The organism is Nocardiopsis flavescens (genome assembly GCF_900141985.1).
Lineage (GTDB): Bacteria > Actinomycetota > Actinomycetes > Streptosporangiales > Streptosporangiaceae > Nocardiopsis > Nocardiopsis flavescens.
On record NZ_FQZK01000065.1, the window covers coordinates 1 to 1,587 of the forward strand.

Here is a 1,587-nt window from a genome sequence, read left to right on the forward strand (position 1 = left end):
CTAGCTTGGCGTTTAACCTGGTTGCTTGTCTCCGGAGCGGCCTTTAATGCTCGTTTCGTGCTTCTTCGGGACCCCGTAGCGGGGAGCTGGACGCTTGTTCCGACTCCCCGCCGGGCGCCCCGGACCCGGCCCCGAGGGTTTCGGTGCACCCACACACCCAGGCAGGTCCGCGCGGATGTACCGAAACCCCCGACGGACCCGGGACGGACTCATCCGGACCGGCTCCACCGGCCGGTGCCAGGGCAGACACACCTGGACGACAAGCCCTCGGGCCAACCGCAACTGGGTGTAGGCCACGAGCACCACCCAGGACCACCGGTCCGCTGCCCGCGGGTCCCGCAACCGGGGCGCGTCCCAGCCCAGCATCTGTTTGAGGAAGCGGAAGGTGTGCTCGATGTCGAACCGGCGCAGGTAAGCCCACCACAGCTCGTCGACCCCCTCCGGGGCCAGCCCCGTGGCCGAGGCCCACAACCACAACGGCTTGGGGGAGCGCCGGGAAGGCAGAGCCTGCACCTGCAGCAGCACCAGGGTGCCCTCGACCACCGGTAGCTGGCCGGGGTGATCGGCCCAGGCCGACCGGTGGGTCAGCCGGGGGTGCATCCGATCCCAAGACCGTACGGTCGCGGTCCCGTAGCGGCGGGTGGGGGTGGTGGTCACCGTCGCCGGTTCGGGCCAGGTGGCGCGGGCCGCCATCCGTAGCGGGGCGCCGTGCTTGGCCGGACGGCCGCTGGCGCTGGGCGGTCGGTGTTCGGCCGGGCCGTAGAGCACCCGGTCCGATCGCAGCCGTCCCACCACGCGCATGGGCAGGTCGGCCAGCAGGTGGGCCAGCCGGGGCGCGTCGTAGCCCGCGTCGACCACCACCAGCACGTCGGGGTCCTCAGGTTGGTGGTGGCCCGCGGCGGCCAGGCGCGTGTGCAGGTCCCGCACCTGGGCGGCGGTGAAGGCGGTCTCGTCCGTTCCCGGGGGCAGGCGTGCTGCGTCCAGCGGGGCGGTCCAGGAGGTGGAGCCCTCCTCCAGGGCGACGATCACCGAGTAGGGCCAGCCCGGGACCATTTCGGCCTGGCCGGTGCCACGCCCGTAGGTGTGGCACCAGGACCGTTCGGGGCTGGTCCAGGCGTCCGGGCGTAGCCAGGGGCTGACATCGCAGGCCAGGACCAGGCGTCCGTGGAAGCGGGGCAGGGGCAGCGCGGCCAGGCTCCAGCGTAGGTGGGTGGTGTCGATGCGGCCCTGGTTCAGGGCGGCGTAGGCCGAGCCGTGACCGCGGTGGTGTTCGGGCTCCAACGAGAGTTGGGCCAGGTGGCGCACGGGGGTCGGGGTGCTGACCAGGGCTTCGCAGACCTCGAAGAGGGCATCAGCGCGTGTGGTCAGGCAGGCGTGGAACTGCGCTCGGAAGCGGGACAATTCCGGCAGTGGCTCGACAGGGGCGTGGTGGTGCAGCAGACTCATGGTGACGGTCTTCGTTGTGATCAGGTGTGTTCGTGGTTGAAGCACATGATCACGCGAAGACCGTTGTTGTGTACGGGAAACGACGAAGCCCGTGACCAGGCCGGTATCCGGTCACGGGCTCCAGGTTAAACGCCAAGCTAG

1 protein-coding gene is annotated in these 1,587 nt (G+C 70.6%); it reads right to left on the reverse strand.

Annotated elements, in window-relative coordinates; translation table 11 throughout:
* Window positions 1-12 precede the first annotated feature (12 nt).
* On the reverse strand, window positions 13-1,446 hold the full coding sequence (locus BUE45_RS31015) for an NF041680 family putative transposase (RefSeq protein ID WP_073384473.1): 1,434 nt from the start codon (window positions 1,444-1,446) through the stop codon (window positions 13-15).
* Window positions 1,447-1,587 lie beyond the last annotated feature (141 nt).

Excerpts from the sequence above, each read along its gene's own strand:
- BUE45_RS31015 (WP_073384473.1), bottom strand. The coding sequence starts at position 1,446 with ATGAGTCTGCTGCACCACCACGCCCCTGTCGAGCCACTGCCGGAATTG.